Genomic DNA, 20,670 nt, shown 5'->3' with positions numbered 1-20,670 from the left:
TCATCCGGCGCCTAAGCCGGCGAATTCACAACAGCAAAGTCGTGAGGAGCGTCGGAGACGCGCTTTCCGCCGGCCGTTTCGTCGGCGGCGTCAGCGCGTCGTTGATGGGCGCTTTATAGGGGGCAGCCGGCGCAGGCGTCAACACCCTTGCGGCCAGAAAAGTGAGCCGGATCTGCAATCTGTGGATAAGTGGCCGGCGAAATTTCTCCAAATCCTTTGGTACCAAGCTTTCCCGCCGATCCGCTTTTTTCGCCCTTTCCGCATCGCCGAGGAGCCCCGGCGCGCAAATCACCCCGTTGAGCCCCGGAGAGGCCCCGCATTTTTTCGCCGAATGCCCCGAACAGGGGGAGTCGGGCCTGAATCAGGGTGGATCCAGCCCTGCCCCTCCCTCGTCTAAGGCTCTGAAATCAGCGGGCGGCCGGGAACCGGGATCCAACCCCTGCATCCCCGGCCCGCCTCTCGCGTATGTATGCGCGCGCGATTTCTCCATCTTCCATCCCGTCCGGCCCCACGGCGTCGAACGGCTCCGGTCCACGCCCCCTCCCGGGCAGGCCGCGCGGCTTTCGCCCTTTCCTCTGCGTTCTGTTGCGCTTGCCATCCTTTCGCCTTGTCCGCACCTTCACATCCGGCCGCCGGATCCTGACGCTTTGCGTCGGGAGGCGGGTGCGTCCGCGGAGCCAATCACCGCGGAAGGTTCGGGGCACGGCCCGGTGCGGTCCTTTGGGCCGTCTCCGGACGCGGGTGAGAGGATCGGGCGTTTTGCAGCACAGACGATCGGCGGGGGCCTGGCGTGACGCGACGAGCGCGGCCGGCCTCGGCGAGGAGCCGCCGCTTGGCGTCGGCGGCGGCGAGGAGAAGATTGACCGGCGACGGATCTCCGTGCGCTGGCTCGCGGCTACGCTCCTGACCGGCCTGTGGGGATCCTTCCTCATGGGCGGGGCGGTCTATGCCGCGCTCGACGGCGACCATCGCTTCGCCTCCATGCCCGAGACCGTGCGCAACGCGCTGCGCGGTGCCCTGGCCCAGGGTGAGCGCGCCGCCAACACCGCCCGCAAGGGCGACCGCATGTCCCTTCTCTCGGAGACATCCACCGCCCGCCAGACCTTCCGCATCTCCACCACCACCAAGGTGGGAGACCGCGAGATCATCAAGGTGCGGCCCTATACGCGCGTCGGGGCGAACCTCGCCATGTCGACGACGTCCGTCTCCACCAATGTCCCGCGCTTCAACCCCGCCCAGATCGTCGCCCAGTCCATGGACAAGGAGGAGGCCTCCCCGCAGGCCGAGCCCACCGGCGAGGTGACGGTGGTGACGCGCGATCTCGCGGCCCTGCCCCCCGCCACCAAGTTCGGCGCGCCCGTTCCCATGGAGAGCGTGCTGGTGAAGGTGCGCGAAGTGGCGGAGCTGGCGCGCACCCAGCCCGCGCCCGTGCCGCTGCCCTCCGCCATCACCACCGGCGTTGGTTTGAAGGGCGCACCCTCGCCCTATCTCGCTTATGCCGCCGAAGGCGCGCCCTATGCGCCCCCCGGCGCCGCCGCGCTCCAGGCGCCCAAGGCGCCGGAACTGCCGGACAATCTCTCTTTCCTCAGCAAGACCTCGCCCGCCACCTCCGGGGGCAACGACTTCACCGACCAGACGGTGGTGGTGAAAAAGGGCGACACCATCGTCTCCATCCTCAAGGACAATGGCGTGCCCGAGGCCGAGGCCAAGGCCGCGGCGGCGGCGTTCGGCCGGTTCCGCGACGGCGCGGTGAAGGATGGGTGGCGCCTGCGCTTCCTGCTCCAGCCCACGGGCGATGTCTCCCATGTGCTGCGCGTGTCGCTGTTCAGCGATGCCGGCCATGAAGGCACCATCGCCATGTCGGATTCCACCAATCGCTTCGTGTCGGTGGCCGAGCCCAACGAGACCGAGGTGGCCGGCGTCTCGGAGGACAATGACGACGAGGACGGCCCCGGCATCCGGCTCTATGAGAGCATCTATGAGACGGCGCTGCGCAACGAAATCCCGCGCAGCGTCATCGCCGACCTCGTGCGCATCTATTCCTTCGACGTGGACTTCCAGCGCCGGGTGCGGGCGGGCGACAATTTTGAGGTGCTCTACACCGAGGATAACGGCGACCCCGAAGTCCTCTATGCCGCCCTTTCGGTGAATGGCGAGAACCGCCGCTATTTCCGCTTCCAGACCAACGACGACAGCCTCATCGATTATTATGACGAGGACGGGAAGAGCGCGAAGAAGTTCCTGGTCCGCAAGCCCATGGCGGGCGGCATCATGCGCTCGCCCTTCGGCTACCGGCGCCATCCCATCCTCGGCTATTCCAAGCTGCATACCGGCGTGGACTGGTCGGATTCGGTGGGCACGCCCATCTTCGCCGCCGGCAACGGCACGGTGATCTATGCGGACTGGAAGTCCGGCTATGGCCGCCACACCGAGATCCAGCACGCCAACGGCTATGTGACCACCTATTCCCACCAGTCCGGCTTCGCCAAGGGCATGCGGGTGGGCCAGCAGGTGCGCCAGGGGCAGGTGATCGGCTATCTCGGCTCGTCCGGCCTCTCCACCGGCCCGCATCTCCATTACGAGGTGAAGATCAACGGCTCGTTCGTGGACCCCATGCGCATCAAGCTGCCGCGCGGCCGTGCACTGGACGGCAAGTTCCTGGCGGAGTTCCGCAAGGAGCGCGAGCGCATCGAGGGCCTGCTGAACCACGGCGCCGTCGCGCCCAAGGTGGCCACCGCCGCCCCCAGCGGCAATACGGGCAATACCCGGCAGAAGTGATCCGGCTGGCGGGGCCGTGCGACCGGGGATAGGGTCCCCGCGCCCGGCCCCTCACGAGGATGCGCTTCATGCCCCTGCCCGCCCGCTCCATCTTCCAGCAATGCGCCGGGGCGCTCCTGTTGGTGCCGCTGCTGGCCGTGCCCGCCGCCGCCGGTCCGGGGGACGATGCCTACATCGCCGCCCGCGACCGCCATGTGGCTGAGATCGCCAAGCTGGACGGCGATCCGGCCAAGCAGGATGCGCTGTTCGCGGCGGACGAGGCGGCCCGCGCGGACCTGCTGCGGAAGATGTCCGCCCTGCTGGGGCCCCTCTCTTTCAAGGGCCTGGAGCAGACACCCACCTTCTCGCCCGGCGCGCTGTTCCAGGGGGATCTCGGGTCCGGCAACCCGGACGGGCTCCTCTTCAGCGATGCCAAGGGCGATGCCCGCATCTTCGTGTCCACCCAGCCGGTCTTCGCGGACTGGCTGGCGCGGGAGGCGAAGCTGGGCGTGCCGGGCTTCGACAAGGGCCTGCCCGCGGCCTTGTCCAGCGACGATCTCTATACCTTCACGGTGGGCCAGGACGCGGCCTTCCGCGCCTATTTCACCCTTCCCCTTCCCGCCCCCGCGGGCGAGACGACCTATGCCGCCGTCGGCCTGTTCAGCCAGGATGACGGCACCGACGCCCCGCCCGCCGACCTGGTGGTGGCCCGGCTCGCGGGTGGGCGGCTGACCATTGGCGCGGAGGCGGCGCCGGAGGCGAAAAAGGCCATCGCCGCCTGCACCCAGGTCTGGAAGCGGTTCGCCGCCAAGGCCAATCAGCTCCAGGCGGCCGCTCGCAAGGGCAAGGGCGTCGACGATCCGCGCTTCGAGGAGGCCATGCAGGTGAGCGCGGACGGGACCAAGGCGTTCCGCGACTGCTATGCGACGGAGGCCGCCAAGCAGCCTTTCTATGCCCCCCTCACGGCGCGGGCCCAGGCGCTGGCCGCGAAGATGCGCGGCAACTGACCCTTCTCCCCCAGCCATAAGAAAAGGGGCTCCCCGCGCGGGGAGCCCCTTCTTGTTTCAGCGACCGGACGAGCCGATCAGGCGGCCTCTTCCACCGGCGCCGCGCCGGAGGAGAAGACGAGGCGCCCGTTCTCCAGGCACACATGCACCAGCGAGCCGTCCAGGATCTCGCCGCCGAGGATCTTCTCCGCCAGAGGATCCTGCAGCAGCTTCTGGATGGTGCGCTTCAGCGGACGCGCGCCATAGGCCGGGTCATAGCCCTTGTCGGCGATGAACTCGCGCGCCTCGGGGGCAAGGTCCAGAACGATCTTGCGATCCTCCAGGAGCTTGGCGAGGCGGCCCATCTGGATGTCCACGATGGACCCCATCTGGTCGCGCTTCAGCCGGTGGAACATGACGATCTCGTCGATCCGGTTGACGAATTCGGGCCGGAAGTGACGCCGCACCGCCCCCATCACCAGATCATACGCCTCCTCGTCGGAGACCACATGCTCGCCCTCATGGCCGGGAATGCCGAAGCCCACCGGCTGGCGGGGGTCCGCGAGATATTCCGCGCCGAGATTGGAGGTCATGACGATGAGGGTGTTGCGGAAGTCCACCGTGCGTCCCTGGCCGTCCGTCAGGCGCCCGTCATCGAGCACCTGGAGCAGCACGTTGAACACGTCCGGATGGGCCTTCTCCACCTCGTCGAACAGCACCACCTGATACGGCCGGCGCCGCACGGCCTCGGTGAGCGCGCCGCCCTCGTCATAGCCCACATAGCCGGGAGGCGCGCCGATCAGGCGGCTCACGGAGTGCTTCTCCATGAATTCCGACATGTCGATGCGCACCAGCGCCGTGTCGTCGTCGAACAGGAAGCTCGCCAGCGCCTTGGTCAGCTCGGTCTTGCCCACGCCCGTGGGACCGAGGAACAGGAACGAGCCGATGGGCCGGTTCGGATCCTGCAGGCCCGCCCGGGCCCGGCGCACGGCGGTGGAGACGGCCGCGACCGCCTCGCTCTGGCCCACCACGCGCTTGGCCAGTTCCAGCTCCATCTTGAGCAGCTTCTCGCGCTCGCCTTCCAGCATCTTGTCCACGGGCACGCCGGTCCAGCGGGAAACCACGCCGGCAATATGGTCGGGCGTTACCGCCTCCTCCACCATGCCGGACTTGGCCCCTGTGGCCTCCACGTCAGCCAGGCGCTTCTCCAGATCGGGGATGACCGAATAGGTCAGCTCGCCCGCCTTCTGGTATTCGCCCTGCCGCTGGGCACTCGCGAGATCGGCCCGCGCCTGGTCGAGCTTGGCCTTCAGCGTGGTCGCCTCGCCGAGCTTCTCCTTCTCCGCCTTCCACTTGGTGGTGAGCACGGCGGCGCGCTCCTCCAGCTCCGCCAGCTCCTTGTCGAGGCGGGCGAGCCGGTCCTTGGAGGCGACATCGGTCTCCTTCTTCAGGGCCTCCTGCTCGATCTTGCGACGCATGATGTCGCGATCGAGCCCGTCCAGCTCCTCGGGCTTGCTGTCCACCTGCATGCGCAGCCGCGAGGCGGCCTCGTCCATGAGGTCGATGGCCTTGTCCGGCAGGAAGCGGTCGGTGATGTAGCGGTTGGAGAGGGTGGCCGCGGACACCAGCGCGCTATCGGTGATGCGCACGCCGTGATGCAGCTCATACTTCTCCTTCAGGCCGCGCAGGATGGAGATGGTATCCTCCACCGTGGGCTCGGAGACGAAGACCGGCTGGAAACGCCGGGCCAGCGCCGCGTCCTTCTCCACATGCTTGCGATACTCGTCCAGCGTGGTGGCGCCGACGCAGTGCAGCTCGCCGCGCGCCAGCGCGGGCTTCAGCAGGTTGGAGGCGTCCATGGCGCCGTCGGTCTTGCCCGCGCCGACGAGCGTGTGCATCTCGTCGATGAACAGGATGATGCCGCCCTCGGCCGCCTCGACCTCCGACAGGATGGACTTCAGCCGCTCCTCGAACTCGCCGCGATATTTCGCGCCGGCGATGAGCGAGCCCATGTCGAGCGCCAGCAGGCTCTTGCCCTTCAGGCTCTCCGGCACGTCGCCGTCCACGATGCGGCGGGCGAGGCCCTCCACGATGGCGGTCTTGCCGACGCCGGGCTCGCCGATGAGCACGGGATTGTTCTTGGTGCGGCGCGCCAGCACCTGGATGGTGCGGCGGATCTCCTCGTCGCGGCCGATGACCGGGTCGAGCTTGCCGTCCCGCGCCGCCTGGGTCAGGTCGCGGGCATATTTCTTGAGCGCGTCATAGGCGTTCTCGGCCGTCGCCGTGTCGGCGGTGCGGCCCTTGCGAAGCGCCTCGATGGCGGTGTTCAGGCCCTGCGGGGTCAGGCCCGCGCGCGCCAGAATCTTGCCCGCCTCATTGTCCTTCTCGATGGTGAGGGCCAGCAGCATGCGCTCGACGGTGACATAGCCGTCACCGGCCTTCTTGGCGGCCTGCTCGGCCGCGTCGAACACCCGCGCCAGGGGCTGGCTCAGATACACCTGTCCGGAACCGCCCTGGACCTTGGGAAGCTTGGCGAGCGCCGCCTCCACATCCGCGCGGACCTGGACGGGATTGCCGCCGGCGCGCTGGATCAGGCCCGAGCACAGGCCCTCGGGGTCGTCCATCAGCACCTTCAGCAGGTGCTCGGGCACGAATTGCTGGTTGCCCTCGCGCACGGCAAGGGACTGGGCGGACTGGACGAAGCCGCGGGCGCGTTCGGTATAGATCTCGAAATTCATTGTCTCTCCTCCTCGGCGCTCCCACGCCTCGATCGAGCACGCGGAGAGCTGTCGGATGCGGCGCCGATATCCCGGCCGCCGCCACGGCCAGGCAACTGGCCCGACCGCTGGGGCTGATGTGGGTAGCCCCAAGCACAAGCGGAAGGGGGGAATGAGGGGAGCATGGCGATTTTTGCGGCACGGGCGGCGGGCGCCCTGATCGGCGCCAGATCGCGCGCGCTCGCCCCATTGCGCGAGCCTGCCTGCGGTCCTTCCAGCGCCTTCATCCCCGCCGTGTGGGCGGGGGTGGAGGGATGCGGGAGCGGTCGGCACGCCGGCAAGGCATGCCTTTGGGAAGATGGGTGACGTCGGAACCGCCGTTCCGTCCGCTCCCGCGCGGGGATTTATGGCGTGTCGGCCGCGCCGCGTGGGCTTTTGTGGATCTCCCATCACGTCCGGGCGAACCAGCCCCGGATCGGTGCGCAACCCCTTCGGCCTCCTTTCTCGCGCGGCGGGGGGCGTTAATCCCCACCGCGTCGGACACCCGCGCCCCGCACCACCCGTCAGGCCGCTCCGGACGCGCCCCTCCTTGGTGCAAGGTGGGGTGATGATAGGGGAGATGGGTGCGTAGGACAATAGTCCTTGTGTCTTTTTTCCTATTATCGGTTTTGCGGCGGTCATGGCTGGGCTTGCCGGAAGCGGTGATCACTTGCTCAACGCTCGCTTTCCCCCTCCCCACCCCTCCCCCGCAAGCGGGAGAGGGAGCTTTGCGTTGCGCGGGAGGGAAAGCCCTCTCCCGCTTGCGGGGGAGGGTTGGGAGGGGGAGAGGGCAACCGGGACGAGGAAACCGCACGCGAAACCCAACCACCACCGCCCCACATACCTGCCCCGCAACCGGCGCGATTGCTCCCTGTCCCGCGCCCCGCTAACACGAGGGTCTCGACGGAACCTGAGGATCCGCCCATGTCCGCCCATCTCGTCGCCATCCATCGCTATCCGGTGAAGGGCTTCTCCCCCGAGCCCATGGACACCGTGGAGCTGGAAGCGGGCCGCTTCTTTCCCGGCGACCGGCTCTATGCGGTGGAGAACGGGCCGAGCGGCTTCGATCCGGCGGCGCCCGCTTATATCGAGAAGACCGAGTTCCTGGTCCTCATGCGCAATGCCCGCATCGCCGCGCTGAAGACCAACTTCGATCCGCAGACCACCCTCTTCACCCTCGTGCGCGATGGCGCGCAGGTGGCGCAGGGCGCCCTCGCCACGCCGGAGGGGCGCGCGGCCATCGAGGCCTATCTCACCTCTTACATGGACAAGGAATTGCGCGGGCCGCTGAAGGTGCTGGAGGCCCCCGAGGGCCACCGCTTCACCGACAGCCTGCGCTCCGGCTTCGTGTCGCTGCTCAACCTCGCCAGCGTGCGGGACCTGGAGGCGCGCATGGGCGCGGCGGTGGACCCGCTGCGTTTCCGCATGAACCTGCATCTGGACGGGCTCGACGCGGGCGCGGAACTGGAGCTGGCGGGCCGGGAGCTGGAGATCGGCCCGGTGCGGCTGAAGGTGCTCAAGCGCACCGAGCGCTGCGCCGCCACCAGCGTGAACCCCGACACCGCCGCGCGCGACCTCAATGTGGTGAAGGGCCTGCACAAGGCCTATGGCCACACCGATTGCGGCGTCTATGCCAAGGTGATCCAGAGCGGGCGCATCGCGCCGGGCGACACGGTGCGGCTCGCCGCCTGAGCCCAGGCGGGGCCGCGAAACTTGCCGCCCGGTCCCGCCTCCTCTAAGAGGCGCCGAACCCGGCACGACAACAGGTTTTCCCCATGGCCAGCGATATGAAACCCAAGGCACGTCTCCCGCGCGGTCTCGCGGACCGGCACGGCGGCGAGCTTTCGGCCACCCGCGCCATGCTGGAGAAGATCCGCGGCGTCTATGAATTGTACGGCTTCGAGGCGCTGGAGACCCCGGCCTTCGAATATACCGACGCGCTGGGCAAGTTCCTGCCCGACCAGGACCGGCCGAACGAGGGCGTCTTCTCCTTCCAGGACGATGACGAGCAGTGGCTCTCGCTGCGCTATGACCTGACCGCGCCGCTGGCCCGCTATGTGGCGGAGCATTTCGACGCTCTGCCCAAGCCCTACCGCTCCTATCGCTCGGGCTATGTGTTCCGCAACGAGAAGCCCGGCCCCGGCCGCTTCCGCCAGTTCATGCAGTTCGACGCCGACACGGTGGGCGCGCCCTCGGTCTCGGCCGATGCGGAGATCTGCATGATGGCCGCCGACACGCTGGAGGCGGTGGGCATCGCGCGCGGCGATTATGTGATCAAGGTGAACAACCGCAAGGTGCTCGACGGCGTTCTGGAGGCCATCGGCCTGGGCGGCGCCGACAATGCCGGGCGCCGCCTCACCGTGCTGCGCGCCATCGACAAGCTGGACAAGATCGGCGCCGCCGGCGTGCGCGACCTGCTCGGCCCCGGTCGCTGGGAGAATCCGGAAGCCAAGAGCGGCGACTTCACCAAGGGTGCGGGGCTGGACGAGGCCGCCATCGACCGGGTGCTGGCCTTCGTCAATGCCGGCACCGGCACGCAGGGGCTCGCCAAGCTGGTGGACGTGGTGGGATCGAGCGAGACCGGCCTTGCCGGCATCGCCGAGCTGCGCGAGATCGCGCTGCTCGTTGCCGCCGCCGGCTATGAGGACGGGCGCATCGTCATCGACCCCTCCGTGGTGCGCGGCCTCGAATATTATACCGGCCCCGTCTATGAGGCCGAATTGACCTTCCAGGTGAAGGACGAGAAGGGCCGTCCCGTGCGCTTCGGCTCGGTGGCGGGCGGCGGGCGCTATGACGGCCTCGTGGCGCGCTTCCGGGGCGAGCCGGTGCCGGCCACGGGCTTCTCCATCGGCGTGTCGCGCCTGCTCCACGCCCTCGCGCATCTCGGCAAGCTGGATGCGGACGCGGAGATCGGCCCCGTCGTGGTGCTGGTCATGGACAAGGAGCCCGCGCGCATCGCCGACTATATGAAGATGGTGTCGGCGCTGCGCGCCAACGGCATCCGCGCGGAGATGTATCTGGGCGGCTCGGGCATGAAGGCCCAGATGAAATATGCCGACAAGCGCAATGCCCCCGCCGTGGTGATCCAGGGCTCCAATGAAAAGGCCGAGGGCATGGTCCAGGTGAAGGACCTGGTGGAAGGCGCGCGCATCGCGGCGGGGATCGCCGACAATGCGGAATACCGCGCCGCCCGCCCCGCCCAGCTGGCCGTGAAGGAAGAAGATCTGGTGGACACGATCCGGGAGATCCTGGAGCGGCGCGCGGCCCCGACCCTCGGCCTTGCCGACTGAGCAGGACGGCCCCGGTCTTCGACCGGAGCCGGGCCCCTTCGCTCAAGCGCCGCGCGGGCTTTGGGGCCATGGGCCCAGGTCTTCGACCGGAGCCGGGCCCCTTCGCTCAAGCGCCGCGCGGGCTTTATCCCGCGCGCCTTCAGCGGGCCGCGTCCGACAGGGCATCCAGCGCCGCGCGGGCGAAGGGCGGCAAGGCCGCCGCCTCCCGCGTGGCGATCACCAGACGCCGCCGCGCCCAGCCATCCTCCAGCGGCCGCGCCTCCAGCGCGAGGCTCGGCGGCAGGCGCAGATGCTCGGTGTGGGGCAGCACCGCCACGCCCACGCCGGCCGCCACTATCTCGGCGAGCGCGGGAAAACTGGTGACGCGCACCCGCATCTTCAGCGTCAGCCCCATGCGCGCCGCCTCCCCGCTCACCATCTCCTGAAGCGCGATGCCCGGCGCGAGCCCGACGAACGGCTCCCCCGCCAGATCCGCGAAGCTGAGCGCCCCGCGCGCCGCAAGCCCATGCCCGGCGGGCAGCAGCGCCACGAGACGGTCCTCCCCATAGGGGCGCCAGTCCAGCCCGGCGAGCCCCGCCGCATGGGAGAGGACGCCCATATGAATCAGCCCTTCGCGCAAGGCACGGGCGATGGCCGCGCTCGGCCGCTCCTCAAGGTCCGCGTCGATATCGGGATGGCGCGCGAGGAAGGCGGCGAGGTCCGCCGGCAGATGGGCGCTGAGCGCCGCCGTATTGCTCCACAGCCGCAAATGCCCCTTCAGCCCCTTGCCGAAGCGGGCCAGCTCCCCCTGCATGCGCTCGGCCTGCTGGAGCAGGAGCCGGGCATGATGGCCCAGCGCCTCCCCCGCCGGCGTCGGCCGGGCGCCGGAGCGGGCGCGCACCAGCAGCGGCACGCCCACCTGCGCCTCCAGCGCCTGCACCCGCGCGCTGGCGGAAGCCAGCGCCAGATGGGCGCGCGCCGCCCCCGCCGTGATGCTGCCCGCCTCAAGGATGGCGAGGAACAGGCGCAGATCCACCAGATCGAACCGCATCATCTTCATCCTTCGTCTGCGACGAAGGATAACCCCGGAACTTCCGCATTGCAGTAGGCAGGGACGAAGGACAGTGTCGGGCCATGACACTCACCTTCATCCTCGCCATCATCGTGATCTTCGTGCTGGCGGGCGCCGTGAAAGGCGCCACCGGCATGGGCCTGCCCACGCTCGGCATGGGCCTTCTGAGCCTGCTCATGGCCCCGGCGGATGCGGCGGCGCTGCTCATCGTGCCGGCCATCCTCACCAATGTGATCCAGTTCGCCACCGGCCCCCGGCGCGGCGCCGTGCTGCGCCGCTTCTGGCTGCTGGGCGTGTTCACCATCCTGGGCACTTTGGCTGGCGCGTGGACCTTGGGCGGGCTGGACTCCCATTTCGCTCCCGCTCTGCTGGGCGCGACGCTGCTGGTCTATGGCCTGTTCGGCCTCGCCAAGCTGCAATTCCACACCCCCGCGCGCCTGGAGCGGTGGCTGTCGCCGGTCATGGGCCTGGCGTCCGGCATCCTCACGGGCACGACGGGCGTGACGGTGATGCCCGTGGCGCCTTATCTCCAGTCGTTGGATCTGGACCGGGAAGACCTGGTGCAGGCGCTGGGCCTCGACTTCACGCTCTCCACCTTCGCCCTCGCCGTGACCCTGTCCATGGACTTCACGGCGCTGAGCGATGCGCGCGTGGCGCTGGCCTCGGCGGGCGCGCTGGTTCCGGCCTTCATCGGCATGGAGCTGGGCAAGCGGCTGCGGCTGGCGGTGTCGCAGGCCACCTTCCGCGCCGGATTCTTCGCGGCGCTCGCGCTGCTGGGCGCCAACACGCTGGTGCGCGCCCTGCCGCTTTGACCCCTCCCCTCGGGAGAAGCCACAAAGGGCCCGTGACCGAAGCCACGGGCCCTCGGCGTCAGTCCTCCACGCGGTGGATGTCGTGCACCACGATGGCGGTGTTCTTCGCGGGCTTGTTCAGGAATTCGCGGCGCCGCAAGGTCTTCAGCGTGTCCTCATAGCCCGACTGCCAATGGTCGCGCATGGAGGTGCCGGAGAATTCGTAGTCCTTGAAGTCCCGCTCGTAGCTCTTTTCCTGATAGATCAGGTGGCAGATATTCACCGGGCCGGAGCGCTCATAGGCGGCGAGGAGCGTCTTGTCCTCCTCCGTGCGCAGCTGCTCGGGAATGCGCTGGAGCGCATCGGCATAGAGCGAGCGCAGTTCCTGCACGCGGCGGAAGAAGTCGGTGATGGACCGGGTACGGCTGGAATAGCCGATATCCTTCTGGCGCTCGATCACGTCCAGCATGTCCCGGGGCAGGTCGCCGCGCGCGGAGAACAGGTCCACCTGGAACACCAGCGCGCTCGGATGGTCCGGCTGGTCCAGCAGCCATTGCAGCGGCGTGTTGGAGACGACGCCGCCGTCCCAATAATATTCGCCGTCGATGCGCACCGGCGGGAAGGCCGGGGGCAGCGCGCCGCTGGCCATGATGTGCTCGGGGCCGATGCGGTGGGTGGTGTTGTCGAAATAGACGAAATTGCCCGTCCGCACGTTCACCGCGCCCACCGAGAAGCGCTTCTGCCCGCTATTGATCAGGTCGAAATCCACCAGTTGGAGCAGCGTGTCGCGCAGCGGCTCCGTGTCGTAGAAGCTGGTGGCCCCGTCGGCGCCGCGCGGCACCAGCCAGGGATTGGGGAAGCGCGGCTTGAAGAAGCCGGGCTGGCCCAGATTGATGGTGGCGAGGGCCGACAGCTGGTTGCGCATGCTGCGGAAGGCGTCGCCCTCCGGCGTGTAGGCCCAGATCTTGCGGCCGGAAATGGTGTTCCAGAACTCGCGCAGGCGCGGCACCCGGTTCTCCGGGGTGTTGCCCGCGATGATGGCCGAGTTGATGGCGCCGATGGACACGCCCGACACCCAGTTGGGCTCCGCACCGGCCAGCGACAGGGCCTCGTAGACCCCCGCCTGATAGGCGCCGAGCGCCCCGCCGCCCTGGAATACCAAGGCCACGCGGTCATAGTCGGCGACCACGTCGCGGATATCGTTGGGAACCTCGCTGAGAAGCGTGCTCATGGTCGCTCACCCCATTCCATCTGTGCGGGGCACGGCGCCGCGCGGGGCGCCGTGCGATTGCGCAGGGCCGGACCGGAAGGCCCGGCCGTCACTCACTTCTGCTCGGTGAGATAATCGAACATCACCTCGCCCATGCCCAGCGTGAGATCGGCGCGGATATGCACCGCGGAGACCACCTCCAGGACCGGCAGGCGAGCCACGTCGCAGATGACGTGGGGATAGAGGCCGAGCGCGCCGGGGCCCACCCAGGCCTCCTTCAGCGTCACGTCCTCCAGATAATAGCGCACCAGCTCGCAGATGCGCGGCGTGGCATCCACATGGGGGATGATCTTGATCATGAAATTGGGCGCCAGCAGCGACTTCATGACCGCCGCGGGGTCGGCCGCCACATGCTTGTAGCCCATGGTGGCTTCGGCGCAGAGCGTCTTGCCATAGTGCAGGCGACCCACCAGCACGTCTTTCTCCACCTCCATCTTGGGGTGGGCGTACTTCTTCGGGAAGCCCCAGAGTTCGCGGCCGCCGGCGATGGGCGCCTCGTCGTCCAGATACATGGAATGGACGTAGCCGCCTTCCACGCCGTTATATTTCACGGGGATGACCTGTCCGGTCTCGGTATAATCACCGAAGCCGGTGGAATCGGGCATGCGGATGAATTCGTACTTCACCAGCGGCTCGAACACCTCCAGCGGCTCGGGCACCACGGCCCGCAGGGCCTCGATGTCGGTGCGGTAGGTGATGATGAGGAATTCACGATCGAAGAAGCGGTACGGCCCGCGCGGATAGGCGGGGTTGGTCAGCGGCATGGAATAGGCCGTGCGGCGCACGTCTTCGATCTTCATGGGAACTCCCCTCGATCCGGCGGCAGGTCATCTCGCGGTTGCGAGATGGATCGAGGTTAGCCCATAGCTTTTGGCGGTGACAGCCCTGCGACGGCATGTCCCTGCCTGAATGATCCTTTTTTCACCCGGCCCCACCCGACGCGAGGCGGCCGGCCATGGGAAACTCCAGCGCCGCGCGGGCCACCTCCTCCACGCATGCGCTCATGAGATGAGACCGGGCCGCGATCTGGGGCAGGCTGAACCAGCCGGTCTCCAGCGCGTCGTCGCCCGCCTCCCCCTCGCCGGACACCCAGGCACAGAGCACCGCCACCATCACATAATGGTGCCGCAGCCCGCCGTCCGGCCCATGGTCGAAGGCATCGATAACCCGCAGCGGCTCCCCCGCCAGCGCCTCGATGCCGGTCTCCTCGCGCAATTCCCGCACCGCCGCCGCCGCCACCGGCTCGCCCCATTCGATGCGCCCGCCGGGAAAGCCCCAGAGGCCCGCATCGGGCGGATTGGCCCGCCGCACCAGCAGCACGCGGGCCGCGCGCGCCACCACCGCCAGCGCGGCGCAGCCGGGGCGGGCCATGCCGGTCACGCGATCCCGTCCACCGGCTGGGCCACGCGCCCGCCCACCACCCGGTTGCGGCCGAGGCGCTTGGCCTCATAGAGGGCGGCATCGGCCGCCGCGAGCACGGAATCCGGCGGCTCGCCGGAGCGCGGCAGCGTGGCGGCCACGCCGAAGCTGGCGGTGAGCCGCCCCATGGGCACCTTGGGATGGGGGATGTCGAGCGCCACCACGAGCCGCCGGGCGGTCTCGGCATATTCGATGGCGGAGGCCGCATCGGTATCGGGCAGGAGGACGATGAATTCCTCGCCCCCGTAGCGCGCCACCAGGCGGCCCGGCCCGGCCACCGCCGCCGCAACCATGCGGGCCACCTCCCGCAGCACCTCGTCGCCCGCCGGGTGGCCCATGCTGTCGTTGAACAGCTTGAAATTGTCCACGTCCGCCATGATGAGGGCGAGCGGCCGGCCGGTATCGGCGCAGCGCACCCAATCCTCGGAGAATTGCACATCGAAGGTGCGCCGGTTGGCGAGCCCGGTGAGCCCGTCCGTGCTGGCGATGGCGGCGAGGCGGCCGTTGATGTTGCGCAGTTCCGCCGCCCGCTCCTGGAGGCGCGCGCTCATCTCCGTATAGGCTTCGAGGACGGGGTGGATTTCCTCCACCCCCACCTCGCCGATGGCGGTGGCCTCGCCCCGGCCCACGGACAGAACGTCCGCGGCCAGCCGGTTGAGCGGGGCCACGATGAGGCGGTGCGCGGCCGCGAGCGCGAGGGCCATGAACAGCGCGATGGCCACCAGCAGCGAGGCCATGGTGGCCAGGATCCGCCGGTCGATGGCGCCCACGACCGCATCCTTGTCGCGGCTCACCAGCACCCGCAGCCCGGTGCCGGGAATGCGCAGGAAGGCGAACATGCGCATCGACCCGTCCAGCCCGCGCCCCTCGAGCGTCCCCTCGTCCTGGGACTGGAGGTGGGCCAGCGTCTCCGGATTGCGGTAGGGGGCGCCGACGGTGCCGGACGTGGCGGGATGGCGGGCCAGCACGATGCCCGTGGAATCCAGCACCGTCACCACCGCGCCAGCCTGGGCCCCAACCTGGGCCGCAAGGCGCGAGATCCATTGCAGGTCGAGCGCGATGCCGGCGAAGGCGATGGGCTCGCCGCTCGCGTCGCGCTGCGCCTCCGTCACCGCGAAGGTGGGGCGCCCGGTGCTGCGGGCGACCAGGAAGTCGGACAGCACCGCGCGCTGGGCGGTGCGCGCCTCGCGCATATAGGGGCGGTCGGAGAGATCGATCCCCAGAAGCGCACGCACGCTGGCGCACCGCACGACGCCCGCGGCATCGGTGATCATCCCGCCCTGCACGCCGATCATCTCGCTGGCGATGCGCTTGAGCAGGTCGCCGCAGCTCTCCGGGTCGGACAGGAGGGACTGGGCCTGCATGGAAAGCGCCTGGGTGACGGCGGTGGCGCTGGAAATGGCCTCCTTCTCCGTCAACGCCACGATCTGCGCGATGGCCTTGAGCTGGCTGGTCGCCCGGTCGATCTCGGCCTGACGCTCGGAGAACAGCGAGTGAGCCCGTTCGGCGACGATGAGCACGGCCATGATCAGGATGAGCCAGATCACGCGATGCCGGATGTGGATCCGCTTGCGGATCTCATCGGCAGCGGGCCGATCTGGCATCATGTCCGTCGGAGGCATCCTGAAGGCCCGCTCACGTCAGCTCTTCCTTCTTACGCTATCGCGGGGCAAAAGTGAGTCCCCCCGGCACCCGTCGGGCATCTGGCGGAAAGGATCGGGGCATGGACGGCGCGAATGGCGCAGAGGCAGCGGCGAACCGCCTGGTTGCAGTGCGCGCCGAGATCGCGCAAGCCTGCCGCGATGCGGGCCGCGCGCCCCAGGACGTGACCCTGATCTGCGTCTCCAAGACCTTCGACATCCCCGAGATCCGCCCCGTTCTGGCCGCCGGCCAGCGGGCGTTCGGCGAGAACCGGGTGCAGGAGGCGCAGCGCAAATGGCCCGTTTTGCGCGCCGAGGCGCCGGATGTGGTCCTGCACCTCATCGGCCCGCTGCAATCCAACAAGGCCCGCGAGGCGGTGGAGACGTTCGACGTGATCCACACGGTGGACCGCCCCAAGATCGCCGCGGCGCTGGCCGACGAGATGGCGCGCCAGGGGCGTCGCCTGCCGGTCTTCATCCAGGTGAATACCGGCGCCGAGCCACAGAAGGCCGGCATCCTCCCGCCGGAGGCGGACGCCTTCATCGCTGCCTGCCGGGCGCAATACGGGCTCGATCTTCAGGGCCTCATGTGCATTCCGCCGGCGGACGAGGTCGCCGCGCCGCATTTCGCACTGCTGGCGAAGATCGCGGCCCGCAACGGGGTTTCCGGCCTCTCCATGGGCATGAGCGGCGACTTCCCCACCGCCATCAGCCAGGGCGCCACCCATGTGCGCGTGGGCAGCGCCATCTTCGGCACCCGCCCTGCGGCGGCACAGCCGGCGCAAAATCCCGCTTGATGCCGCCCCGGTTCGCGGATATACGGAGCGCCTTCCGCGGATAGCTCCCATCGTCTAGCGGTCTAGGACGTCGCCCTCTCACGGCGAAAACAGGGGTTCGATTCCCCTTGGGAGCACCACGCGCCGCATCTGCAGCCCGTGCCCGCTGCCGCCATGCCGGATCCCCGTCACGCAAAAAGGCCGCACCTGACGGCGTGCGTCACGCGCATCCGGGCCCATGGGGTCGCCGCTTCCGACCGCCCCCTGCCGGGCCGAGCACATCGCCCCCACGCGCGAGCTGACGCCGGCCCGGAGGCGGGAGCGGCGGCGATGGGTCGGAAAAGTTTGATCCAAGTCAAACGGTTATGGGAAGGCGCACCGCGCCGGCCTATGGCCGCGCCAGCGGCTGGCGCCATCTTTCCGCATGGCCGGAAGTGTGCCAAGAAACGACCGAGCCTCGCGCTTCCTGGGGCCTCGGCAATTGGGGATGCAAGCATGTGCACAGCGCTCGTCTACAGTGACGCGACCGGCAAGCACTATCTCGGGCGCACGCTGGAGCTGACCGTCGATCTGCCCTACCAGCTCGCTTTCTTCCCCAAGGGCTTCAAGGTGGCCTCGGCCGTGCCGGGACATCCGGCGCTGGCCTATGACGTGGCCCACGCCTTCCTCGCCATCACCATGCCCGCCCGCATCCCCACGGCGCAGACGCCGCTGGGCATCGCCGACCTGAAGGTGGTGGAGGGCCTGAACGAGCAGGGCCTCACCTTCAGCGTGCTCTCCTATCCCGCCGCCGCCGGCCAGCAGCAGGGGGTGGAGACCACCCGCGCCGTGCTCGCGGCGTCCGATCTCGGCAGTTGGGTTCTGGGCGGCTATGCCACGGTGGCGCAGGTGAAGGATGCCCTCGCCACGCAGCCCGTGGTGCTCGAAGCCCTGGAAATCCTGCGCGGGGCCGTCTCGCCCTTCCATTATGTGGTCAACGACGCCACCGGCGCCTCGCTGGTGATCGAGTTCCACAAGGGCGAGATGCAGCTCTACGACAACCCCGTACGGGTGATGACCAACGGGCCGCGCTTCGACTGGCACCTGACCAACCTCGACAACTACACGTTCCTCACCAATGTGGACCGCTCCACGGCCAGCTTCGGCGGCTACAAGGCGCAGCAGCCGGATTCGGGCATCGCCACCGCCGGCCTGCCCTCGTCCAGCACCTCGGTCGGCCGGTTCGTGCGCGCGGTCTATTATGCCGAGTTCACCGAGAAGGCGGCGACGCCGGATCTGGCGGTGCGCACGCTGGCCCATGTGATGAACACTTTCGACCGTCCGCGCGGCGTCTCCATCGACTATCCGGAGGCGGGCGGCGCCCATATGGAGGTGGCCGGCCTCGATGCGGACGGCACCACCGCCTATGCCACCGAATTCACCACCTGGACGAGCCTGTCGGATCTCGATCGCGGGCTGCTCTTCGTGCGCGATTATGCGGGCCTGAACTTCGCCCAGTATGATGTCCGCGCCTTGGCCGACCAGGGGGAGCCCAAGGTGATCCCGCTGCACCGGAGCAACGATATCGTCGACCTGACCGCCTCCCTGACGACCGCCGCGCAGTCCTGAAACGGCCCGGCGGCCGGGCGGCACGGCCTATGGCGGCAGGGGCGGTATGAAACAGGGATGAAGACCGGCCGCCGAAGATCGGCGGCCGGGATTCGTGTCTGCGATCAGGCGAGATCGAAGCGGTCGAGGTTCATCACCTTGGTCCAGGCCGCCACGAAGTCCGTCACGAACTTGTCCTTGGCGTCGGACGAGGCATAGACCTCGGCCAAAGCGCGCAGGATGGAGTTCGAGCCGAACACGAGGTCGGCGCGGCTGCCGGTCCACTTCAGTTCGCCGGTCTTGCGGTCCCGGCCCTCATACACATCGGTGGTGTCGGGAGCCGCGGTCCACTTCGTGCTCATGCTCAGCAGGTTGACGAAGAAATCATTCGTCAGCGCGCCGGGCTTTTCGGTGAGGACGGCGTCGCCGCCCACATTGATGTTGATGGCGCGCAGGCCGCCCACCAGAACCGTCATCTCCGGCGCGGTCAGCGTCAGGAGCTGGGCCTTGTCGATGAGCGCCACTTCGCCGGGCACCGCATAGCCGGTCTTGTGGAAGTTGCGGAAGCCATCCGCCTTCGGCTCCAGCCACTGGAAGGACTCCACGTCCGTCTCCGCCTGCGAGGCGTCGGTGCGGCCCGGCGAGAAGGGAATGGCCACGTCATGGCCCGCCGCCTTCGCGGCTTCCTCGACGCCCACATTGCCGGCCAGCACGATCACGTCCGCCAGCGACACCTTCTTGCCGCCGGTGGCGTTCAGGTTGAACTCGCCCTGAACGCGATGCAGCGCCTTGAGCACCTTTTCCAGTTGCTCGGGCTGGTTGACCTGCCAGTCCTTCTGCGGGGCGAGGCGGATGCGCGCGCCATTGGCGCCGCCGCGCTTGTCGCCGCCACGGAAGGTGGAGGCGGAGGCCCAGGCGGTGCCCACCAGCTCGGAGACGGTGAGGCCGGTGGCCAGGATCTTCGCCTTCAGTTCCGCCGTATCGGCGGCGTCGATCAGGGGATGATCCACGGCGGGGACGGGATCCTGCCAGATCAGCACTTCACGCGGCACTTCCGGGCCGAGATAGCGCGAACGCGGGCCCACATCGCGGTGGGTCAGCTTGAACCACGCCCGGGCGAACGCCTCGGCGAAGGCCTGCGGGTTCTGCAGGAAGCGGCGGGAGATCTTCTCGTAGATGGGATCGAACCGCAGCGACAGGTCCGTGGTGAGCATGGTGGGCTTATGCTTCTTGGACGGGTCGTGCGCATCCGGGATGATGGCGTCCGCGTCCTTGGCTTCCCACTGGATGGCGCCGGCCGGGCTGCGGGTCTGCACCCATTCGAACTTGAACAGGTTCTCGAAGAAGAAGTTGCTCCACTGGGCGGGGGTCTGCGTCCAGGTCACTTCCAGGCCGCTGCCGATGGCATCGCCGCCGTAACCGCTGCCGTAATTGCTGGCCCATCCGAGGCCCTGGGCCTCCAGCTGGGCGGCTTCCGGATCCGGCCCCTTGTGGGATTCCGGAGCGGCGCCATGGGTCTTGCCGAAGGTGTGGCCGCCGCCGATGAGCGCGACGGTCTCTTCGTCATCCATGGCCATGCGGCCGAAGGTCTCGCGGATGAAGGCGGCGGCGGAGAGCGGATCGCCGTCCCGGTCCGGGCCTTCCGGATTGACGTAGATGAGGCCCATCTCGGTGGCGCTCAGCGGCTCGGCGAACTTGTCGAGGGCGCGATGGGTCAGCCAGGCGGTCTCGGTGCCCCAGAACACGTCCAGGTCGGGCTCCCAGGTGTCCTCGCGGCCGCCGGCGAAGCCGAAGGTGCGGAAGCCCATGGTCTCCAGCGCCACGTTGCCGGTGAGGATCAGCAGGTCCGCCCAGGAGATCTTCTGGCCGTATTTCTGCTTGATGGGCCACAGCAGGCGGCGCGACTTGTCGATATTGACGTTGTCCGGCCAGGAATTGAGCGGGGCGAAGCGCTGCTGGCCCCGGCCGCCGCCGCCGCGGCCGTCCGCGAGGCGATAGGTACCCGCGCTGTGCCAGGACATGCGGACGAATTGCGGGCCGTAATTGCCGAAATCGGCCGGCCACCAGTCCTGCGAGTCGGTCATCAGCTGGCGCAGGTCGTTCTTCAGCGCCTCATAGTCGAGCTTCTTGAACTCGTCGCGATAATTGAACGTCCCGCCCAGCGGGTCGGACTTGGAGGAATGCTGGTTCAGCAGGTCCACACGAAGCTGGTTGGGCCACCAGTCGCGGTTCTGGGTACCGGCGCTACCGTGGGCGACCGGGCATTTGCCCGTGCTGTCCTCAGTCGTCGCGTTCATGCTTCCCTCCGATCCAAGCTGCGAGGCAATCGTGACCGTCGATCGGTCCC

The 20,670-nt window shown here is 68.6% G+C and carries 14 protein-coding genes and 1 tRNA gene; 8 read left to right on the top strand and 7 right to left on the bottom strand.

The genetic code is table 11. The features are described from left to right. Positions 1–759 precede the first annotated feature (759 nt). Both EJJ38_RS13215 and EJJ38_RS13210 read left to right on the top strand, forming a co-directional pair. Complete coding sequence (locus tag EJJ38_RS13215; RefSeq protein WP_245454240.1) at positions 760–2,778, top strand: M23 family metallopeptidase; 2,019 nt, start codon at positions 760–762, stop codon at positions 2,776–2,778. A gap of 68 nt (positions 2,779–2,846) precedes the next feature. Further along, positions 2,847–3,764: a hypothetical protein gene (locus tag EJJ38_RS13210; protein WP_127090613.1), complete on the top strand. Its 918-nt coding sequence runs from the start codon at positions 2,847–2,849 to the stop codon at positions 3,762–3,764. A gap of 77 nt (positions 3,765–3,841) precedes the next feature. Here the strand turns inward: EJJ38_RS13210 and clpB are convergent, their stop codons facing one another. Then, positions 3,842–6,481, bottom strand: a complete 2,640-nt coding sequence (gene clpB / locus EJJ38_RS13205) for an ATP-dependent chaperone ClpB (RefSeq protein WP_127090612.1) — start codon at positions 6,479–6,481, stop codon at positions 3,842–3,844. Between the two features lie 942 nt (positions 6,482–7,423). On the opposite strand from clpB, the gene EJJ38_RS13200 reads away from it, so the two are divergent. Together EJJ38_RS13200 and hisS are read left to right on the top strand one after the other, a co-directional pair. Next, complete coding sequence (locus EJJ38_RS13200) at positions 7,424–8,191, top strand: MOSC domain-containing protein (protein WP_127090611.1); 768 nt, start codon at positions 7,424–7,426, stop codon at positions 8,189–8,191. Between the two features lie 83 nt (positions 8,192–8,274). Continuing rightward, complete coding sequence (hisS, locus tag EJJ38_RS13195; RefSeq protein ID WP_127090610.1) at positions 8,275–9,789, top strand: histidine--tRNA ligase; 1,515 nt, start codon at positions 8,275–8,277, stop codon at positions 9,787–9,789. 139 nt (positions 9,790–9,928) lie between these two features. On the opposite strand, the gene EJJ38_RS13190 is transcribed toward hisS, so the two are convergent. After that, on the bottom strand, positions 9,929–10,822 hold the full coding sequence (locus EJJ38_RS13190; protein WP_245454239.1) for a LysR substrate-binding domain-containing protein: 894 nt from the start codon (positions 10,820–10,822) through the stop codon (positions 9,929–9,931). Between the two features lie 80 nt (positions 10,823–10,902). Between EJJ38_RS13190 and EJJ38_RS13185 the strand changes: the two genes are divergently transcribed. After that, positions 10,903–11,652, top strand: a complete 750-nt coding sequence (locus EJJ38_RS13185) for a sulfite exporter TauE/SafE family protein (RefSeq protein ID WP_127090609.1) — start codon at positions 10,903–10,905, stop codon at positions 11,650–11,652. 58 nt (positions 11,653–11,710) lie between these two features. Here the strand turns inward: EJJ38_RS13185 and EJJ38_RS13180 are convergent, their stop codons facing one another. The 4 genes from EJJ38_RS13180 to EJJ38_RS13165 all read right to left on the bottom strand — a co-directional run bounded on the left by EJJ38_RS13180 (position 11,711) and on the right by EJJ38_RS13165 (position 15,927). After that, a complete protein-coding gene (locus EJJ38_RS13180; protein WP_127090608.1) occupies positions 11,711–12,862 on the bottom strand; it encodes a patatin-like phospholipase family protein in 1,152 nt (383 codons plus the stop codon). A 92-nt stretch (positions 12,863–12,954) separates the two neighbouring features. Beyond that, the gene (locus EJJ38_RS13175; protein WP_127090607.1) at positions 12,955–13,701 is read right to left on the bottom strand and encodes an acetoacetate decarboxylase; all 747 of its coding nucleotides are present in this window, start codon (positions 13,699–13,701) and stop codon (positions 12,955–12,957) included. A gap of 121 nt (positions 13,702–13,822) precedes the next feature. Beyond that, positions 13,823–14,272, bottom strand: coding sequence for an NUDIX hydrolase (locus tag EJJ38_RS13170; RefSeq protein WP_127090620.1), 450 nt, complete (start codon positions 14,270–14,272; stop codon positions 13,823–13,825). Positions 14,273–14,277: 5 nt separating this feature from the next. Further along, positions 14,278–15,927, bottom strand: coding sequence for a GGDEF domain-containing protein (locus EJJ38_RS13165; RefSeq protein ID WP_164738503.1), 1,650 nt, complete (start codon positions 15,925–15,927; stop codon positions 14,278–14,280). 116 nt (positions 15,928–16,043) lie between these two features. Between EJJ38_RS13165 and EJJ38_RS13160 the strand changes: the two genes are divergently transcribed. The 3 genes from EJJ38_RS13160 (at position 16,044) to EJJ38_RS13150 (ending at position 18,344) form a co-directional block, all read left to right on the top strand. Continuing rightward, on the top strand, positions 16,044–16,757 hold the full coding sequence (locus EJJ38_RS13160) for a YggS family pyridoxal phosphate-dependent enzyme (RefSeq protein ID WP_127090605.1): 714 nt from the start codon (positions 16,044–16,046) through the stop codon (positions 16,755–16,757). 43 nt (positions 16,758–16,800) lie between these two features. Next, positions 16,801–16,876, top strand: a tRNA-Glu gene (locus tag EJJ38_RS13155). A 355-nt stretch (positions 16,877–17,231) separates the two neighbouring features. Continuing rightward, positions 17,232–18,344 carry a linear amide C-N hydrolase gene (locus EJJ38_RS13150; RefSeq protein ID WP_127090604.1) on the top strand — a complete coding sequence of 371 codons (1,113 nt, stop codon included), beginning with the start codon at positions 17,232–17,234 and terminating at the stop codon, positions 18,342–18,344. A 104-nt stretch (positions 18,345–18,448) separates the two neighbouring features. Here the strand turns inward: EJJ38_RS13150 and katG are convergent, their stop codons facing one another. Continuing rightward, the gene (katG, locus tag EJJ38_RS13145) at positions 18,449–20,620 is read right to left on the bottom strand and encodes a catalase/peroxidase HPI (protein WP_127090603.1); all 2,172 of its coding nucleotides are present in this window, start codon (positions 20,618–20,620) and stop codon (positions 18,449–18,451) included. Positions 20,621–20,670: the final 50 nt, after the last annotated feature.

This window comes from Aquabacter cavernae (assembly GCF_003993795.1).
GTDB lineage: Bacteria > Pseudomonadota > Alphaproteobacteria > Rhizobiales > Xanthobacteraceae > Aquabacter > Aquabacter cavernae.
This window is presented reverse-complemented; position numbering and strand designations above follow the sequence as displayed.